At 39.5% G+C, this 7055-nt stretch carries 4 protein-coding genes; 3 read left to right on the forward strand and 1 reads right to left on the reverse strand.

Features of this window, described 5'->3' with window-relative positions:
* Positions 1-47 precede the first annotated feature (47 nt).
* Entirely contained in the window at positions 48-1367 is a 1320-nt protein-coding gene (locus ACYVFA_RS15175) for a hypothetical protein (RefSeq protein WP_460472690.1), read from the reverse strand.
* 323 nt (positions 1368-1690) lie between these two features.
* Here ACYVFA_RS15175 and ACYVFA_RS15180 point away from each other — a divergent pair, with 323 nt between their 5' ends.
* From ACYVFA_RS15180 to infB, 3 genes are all read left to right on the forward strand, one after another.
* Entirely contained in the window at positions 1691-2167 is a 477-nt protein-coding gene (locus ACYVFA_RS15180; RefSeq protein WP_460472691.1) for a ribosome maturation factor RimP, read from the forward strand.
* Between the two features lie 93 nt (positions 2168-2260).
* Entirely contained in the window at positions 2261-3505 is a 1245-nt protein-coding gene (nusA, locus tag ACYVFA_RS15185) for a transcription termination/antitermination protein NusA (RefSeq protein ID WP_460472692.1), read from the forward strand.
* 114 nt (positions 3506-3619) lie between these two features.
* Positions 3620-6976 carry a translation initiation factor IF-2 gene (infB, locus tag ACYVFA_RS15190; protein ID WP_460472693.1) on the forward strand — a complete coding sequence of 1119 codons (3357 nt, stop codon included), beginning with the start codon at positions 3620-3622 and terminating at the stop codon, positions 6974-6976.
* The last annotated feature ends 79 nt before the right edge of the window (positions 6977-7055 follow it).

Raw genomic sequence — 7055 nt, forward strand, 5'->3', positions numbered from 1 at the left:
GTAGTAATAGCTATCGTCGCTTGACGATAGCTATTTTGTTTTTATCCTTATTTAGCTGTTTTAATCAAATCTATTGGTCGGACCTGATTGCTTAGTAACCAGCCGAATAATTCCCAGCGTTTCGCTTCATTACTTGCCGTACCACCGTTAGATTCTATATAGTCTTTTACAATGTCTTGCCCGTAATTATAATTGATTACATAAGTACGGTATTTTTTAATGAAATTGATGTCTTTGCTGGCTAAGGTTTTTTCACGCAGACCATAGTTAGTCAGCCATTTTGCTACCTGGTCTTCATTCATGGTATTATTAATAATTCCTCTGGCCACTTCATTGCGTGCATAAGCCAGCTTTCCTTTGATTGCTAAAGCCTGAAAATATAAATCAGTATTTTTGCCATCCAATCCGGCAAGAGGTAATAGTACTTCTTTTACAAACCTATTCTTTTCTGTCCCCGGAAAAGCTACCTCTATTCCATAATTCGCGCTTCCTTCAGCAATTAAAGATTGTGGGCTGAATAACGGGTATAATGAAATCTCTGTCCAGCCCTTGTCATGATAAAGGTTTTTCTCAAGAAGCATATTATAAACATGATGTCCAGGATAACCCTCATGGCAGGCTAAATCAATTGCGCGCTCAATAAAAATAGGCATATCAATACTTATCTGAATCTTGCTTTGATAATTACCCTGGTACCAGTTATAGCCCGACCACGGTTTTCCTGTTACGTATTCTAAAGTGAAATTCTCATTGGCTGGTAATTGATAATGCGCTAAAGTACGTTTTCGGGCTTCTGCGATGGCTGTTTTAAAAACCGTATCAACCTTTTCTTTAGGAATGACAAACTGATTGGCCAGTTTTTCAAAACGGCTATTGATTGTACCTGCTCCGGGTAATAAGCTATCTAATTGTGCGACTAATGCCTGATAATGGCTTTCAGGATACGATGGGGCCACAACGCCAAACAAGTCTCTCGACTCATCGTCAAACGACTGGTATTTCTGTAAATAAATATTGATTCGTCTGCCAAATGCCACTAACTGGCTCGACATCCATTTGGCTCTTTTGGCTAAGGTATCATTTTCAACGGTTTTATTAAACTCAATTAATTCTCCGATTAAATTATTCACAGCTGGCAATAAACTGTCTTTAGGAAATGTAGCTTTGGGCGGTGTTTTAGGTTTCAGAGAGTCGGGGCCATAATATGCATCAACGAAATCAGTATCATATTGCCCGATGGTTAAGCCTAAGCGAATATATCTTTCGGCTAATTGATTAAGTTTTGCATGAGCATCATCGGTTTGAGAGGTTTTTTCTTTGCAGCCAATTGCACAAAGAATCATCAACGAAAAAAAGACTTTTTTCATAATCATTAAAGCAAGGGATAGTAAGCATGAAGAATTATTAAGGCAAAGAAATCAAAAAATATTCAATATTTCAGTTTCTTATACCAAATCGGCCAACGCTACCGTTTAATTTAGGTGTGTAAAGGCGCTCTTAGGCAAGGGCAAAATTGATAAAGAATGGTATGTGCGTATGATATTGCGTTATTTCTTAATCAAATTTGTAAAAACGGAAAAATATTCCTATCTTTGCCTAAGAATTGTGAAAAAGGAGGAGCGGAGCCCTCCTTTTTTCTTTGTATAGTAAGGAACACCATTCGCTTGGTAAGTTCTGACACAGTGGAAACATGAATATAGAACAGAAACAGAAAATCGAAGAACTTTTGCAACCGCTACTCGAAAACGATAAGTATTTCGTGGCGGATATAAAAGTTTCTTTATCAAGATTAAATAGTAAAGTTACAGTCTTGTTAGATTCGGATGAAGGAATTACTATTGATGAATGTAGCGAGATAAGTCGGAAACTGGGCAAAGAATTAGATGAAATTATGCCCGATAAATATACTTTAGAGGTTTCGTCGCCTGGTATAGATTTCCCTTTAAAAAGTGAAAGAATGTACCGGAAGAATATCGGAAGAAACATTAAAGTTATATTAAATGATGGGAAGGAGGTCAAAGGTAAATTGGAGGGTCTTGCTAACCAGGAAATTACTTTGATTGAAGACAAAAAACGCACAGGTAAAGCGAAAAACGACCCCATCGAACCTATAAATATCTCACTTGAAAACATTAAAGAAGCACAAGTAATTATTTCATTTAAATAAAAAGTATAATTAAGAAATTTGATTTAATGAGTTTTGATGAATGAAAAAGAATCATTCACTAAATCAACAAAATCTTTAACTCATGAATAGAATATGCACAGCGGAGAGTTAATTGCATCGTTTTCAGAATTTGCCCGTGAAAAGAACATTGATCGTCCAACCATGATAAAGGTGTTAGAGGATGTATTCCGGACAATGATTCGTAAAAAATTTGGTACAGACCACAACTTCGATGTTATCATAAATGCCGACAGTGGCGACTTGGAAATGTGGCGTACACGTGAAATCGTAGACGACAACTCGGAAGATATTTGGGATCCTGATAAAATTATGTTGTCAGAAGCTCAGAAGATTCAGCCTGACTTTGAAATTGGTGAAGAAGTAGCTGATGAAGTGAAATTAGAAGATTTTGGCCGTCGTGTAGTACAAACTGCCCGCCAGACCTTGATCCAGAAAATTAAAGATTTAGAAAAGGAGATGCTTTATGCCAAATATAAAGATTTGGTGGGAGAGTTAATCATAGTAGAAGTTTATCAGATATTAGGAAAAGAATTAGTTTGTTTAGACGGAGAAAGCAATGAATTGGTATTGCCAAAATCAGAGCAGATTCCGAAAGACCGCCCAAGAAAAGGCACAAGTATCAAGGCTGTGGTGCATAAAGTTGAAATGAACAACGGAACGCCACGTATTACTTTGTCTCGTACCTCACCTGTATTCCTTGAGCGTTTATTTGAGCAAGAAATTCCTGAAATCTTAGACGGACTTATCTCTGTACGTAAAATTGTACGTGAGCCGGGTGAAAGAGCTAAAGTAGCTGTTGAGTCGTATGACGACCGCATTGATCCGGTGGGCGCTTGCGTTGGTATGAAAGGTTCTCGTATTCACACCATTGTGCGTGAATTAGAGAATGAGAATATTGATGTGATCCAATGGACCGATAACCTGAACTTGTTGATTTCAAGAGCATTAAGCCCTGCAAAAATCAGTAGCATTCAGGTTGATAACGAAAAGAAGCGTGTAGCAGTTTATCTGAAACCAGATCAAGTGTCGTTAGCAATCGGTAAAGGAGGCATGAATATTAAACTAGCTGGGAAGTTAGTAAACATGGAACTAGACGTATTCCGTGACCTTGAAGGAGAAGAAGAGGAAGAAGATGTTGACTTATCTGAATTCTCTGACGAAATTGAGGACTGGATTCTTGACGAGTTCCGTAAGATTGGTCTCGACACCGCAAAATCAGTACTGGCATTGACCGTAGAAGATATTGCCCGTCGTACCGAACTTGAAGAAGAAACCATTGCCGAAGTATTAGAAATTTTGAGTAAAGAATTTGAATAAAAAACTCAGGGAACAGGAGACGCTGATTTGGTGTTATCTATCATGGTGAGGTTTTTCATTCTTTCTAATAAATCCGGCAACTCAAAATAAACAACTGAATTTTTAATTTACTTTATGATAGAACACAAAGAAATGCGAATAAGCCTTGCGGCTAAAAAACTAAACGTTGGTATCACAACCATCGTAGAGAAATTAGCGGGCAAGGGGCATCGTATTGATAACAATCCAAACGCCAAACTCAATTTTGAGCAGTTAAATATCTTGTCAAAAGAATTTAATAGTAATTCTCTGTTCGATGAGAGTTCGGCTGCAAAACCTGTGGAAGAATCAAAATCTTCTTCTTCGGGCGATATGGATATTCTTTATTTTAGAGACCAACCAAAAGTTGAAGAGAAGAAGGTTGAGAAAACCCCTGAAGTAAGCCCAGAAAAACCTGTGGAAGTAATCCGTGCAGAACAAAAGCTGCAAGGACCAACCATTTTAGGGAAAATAGACTTAGATAGAAAACCTTCTGCACCAACAGCACCAATAACGCCTGAACCTCCTAAGACTGAACCAGTTGTAGTAGAAAAACCTAAGGTTGAAGAAGCTCCGAAACCTGTGGTTGAACCTGTGAAAGCAGTAGTAGAACCACCGAAAGTTGAAGAGAAAGTAGAGCCAAAGGTAGAAAAACCTGTTGAAGTGGTAAAACCAGTTGTGGAGACACCTAAAGAAGAGCCTAAAGCAATTGTGGAACCTCCAAAACCAGTAGAACAACCAAAACCTCAGTATCCTCAGAACAGAGATAACCAGGGTAACAGAGATAATTCTCAAAACCGTGATAATCAGGGTACTAGAGATAATTCCCAGAATCGAGATAATCAAGGTAACAGAGACCATTCTCAAAACAGAGATAATCGTCCGAATCGGGATAATAATCAGCCAAACAGAGATAATCAAGGTAATTATCAGAATAGAAATACCCAGGGGCAGGGCAATAGAGATTATAACAATAGGGATAATCGTGACCAGAACAGGCCTAATAATCCTAACTGGAACAATCAGAATAGACCTAATAATAATCCGAATAACCCTAATCAGGGCCAGGGTAATAGAGATTTTGCTAATAGAGATAATAGAGGTGGAGACCAGAACAGACCACCAAGACCACCTCAACAGGGTCAACAAGGTCAGGGGGGCTATCAGAACACCAAACCAACCTATGAGCAAAAACCTCAGAATCCGGCATTCAAAAAGCCTACTCCGCCACCTGCTATAGAAGAAGAGGATGATGAACCAGAATTGATTCAGGCAAAAGGCGAAAAACTGCAAGGTTTAAAAGTATTAGGTAAAATTGAATTACCTGTTGAGAAAAAAAGTACTTCAAATTCTGCGAGTGCGGATGATAAACGTAAGCGTAAACGCAAGCGAGTAAAGAGAGCAGAGAAGGTAAATAGCAACGAGGGTGGGCCAGCTAAACCAAAGAACCCTGCTAATACAGGTACTGGCACTGGTACAAATAATGCCAATAAAAAACCTGACCCTAAGAAGAAAAAGGAGCGTCGTGAAGAAGTATCTCAAACTGAGGTAAAAGAGCAAATCAAGCAAACGATGGCTCGTATGCAGACCAAAGGGCCTGACTTCGGAGCGAAATATCGTAAGGATAAACGTAAAATGCGTGCCGACCAAGAGGAGCAACGCGTTTTGCAAGAGCAGGAGGAAAGCAATTTATTGAAAGTAACAGAGTTTATCTCTGCTGCAGAATTAGCTTCTATGATGGACGTGTCGGTTACTCAGGTAATCTCAGCTGCTATGAAAATGGGTATGTTTATATCTATTAATCAGCGTTTGGATGCCGAGGTAATTCAGATGATTGCCCTTGATTTTGATTTCGACGTACAATTTATTTCAGCTGAAGACGAAGTTCAGACAGATGCGATAGATAAAGACGCGGATGTAGAAGATACCGAACCAAGAGCACCGATTGTGACCATCATGGGTCACGTTGACCACGGTAAAACATCGTTGCTTGACTATATTCGTCGTGCTCGTGTAGCAGCCGGTGAGGCAGGGGGTATTACCCAGCACATTGGTGCCTACTCGGTTGAGATGAAAGATGGTCCGAACAAAGGTAAAAAGATTACTTTCTTAGATACACCTGGACACGAAGCCTTTACAGCCATGCGTGCCAGAGGCGCCAAAGTTACCGACGTTGTAATTGTAGTAGTAGCCGCTGACGATAGCGTGATGCCACAAACGCGTGAGGCGATTAACCACGCACAAAATGCCGGTGTACCTATCATTTTTGCTATCAATAAAATTGATAAGCCTGGTGCAAACCCTGCTAAAATCCGTGAGGATTTATCGAAAGAGAATATCCTCGTTGAGAGCTGGGGTGGTAAGTACCAGGAGCAGGAAGTATCTGCCAAAAAAGGTATCGGTATTGATGAGTTATTAGATAAAGTATTATTAGAGGCCGAATTACTTGAGTTAAAATCTAATTCAGAAAGATCGGCGGTCGGTACAGTAATTGAAGCATCTCTTGATAAAGGACGTGGTTATGTAGCTACAATTCTTGTGCAAAACGGTACGCTGAAAGTTGGAGACATTATTCTGGCAGGACCATATTTCGGCCGTGTAAGAGCAATGGTTGACGACTTAGGTAATAGAATCAAAGAAGCAGGCCCTTCAACGCCTGTTCAGATTCTGGGCTTACCGGGTGCGCCACAAGCTGGTGATAAATTCAACATCATGGAAACTGAGCGCGAGGCACGTGAAATTGCCAATAAACGTGAGCAGATTATCCGTGAGCAAAGTTTAAGAGCCAGAAAGCACATTACATTGGAGGAGATTGGTCGTCGTAAAGCTATTGGAACATTCCACCAATTGAACGTAATTGTAAAAGGTGACGTGGATGGTTCGGTTGAGGCCTTGTCTGACTCACTATTGAAACTTTCGACTGATGAGGTACAGGTAAGTATCATTCACAAAGGGGTAGGGCAGATTTCTGAATCTGATGTGAATCTTGCTTCAACGGCGGATGCTATTATTATCGGTTTCCAGGTTCGTCCGTCAAATAGTGCCAGAAAAATAGCTGACCAGGAAGAAATCGAAATCAGATTGTACTCTATCATCTATGATGCCATCAACGAAATCAGAGATGCAATGGAAGGTCTATTGGCTCCGAAAGAAGAAGAGACAGTAGTAGGTACAATTGAAGTAAGAGAGGTATTCAAAATCAGTAAAGTAGGTACCATTGCCGGATGTTATGTAACGGATGGTAGTTTCAAACGTAATAACAAAGTGCGTGTAATCAGAGAAGGTATTGTGGTGCATGAAGGAGAGATTTCTGCACTGAAACGCTTCAAAGATGATGTAAACGAAGTAAGAACCAATTTTGAGTGTGGTTTGAGCATCAAAGGATTTAATGACATTGAGGTAGGAGACACTATTGAAAGTTATGAAATCAAAGAAGTAAAACGTACGCTTTAAGATTAGTAGCATATAACATAAACATGAGTCATCCCGAATTTTGGGATGACAAATAAAAAAAAGAACCTTCTGGTTAAAT

The sequence above is a fragment of the Emticicia fontis genome, from assembly GCF_054779675.1.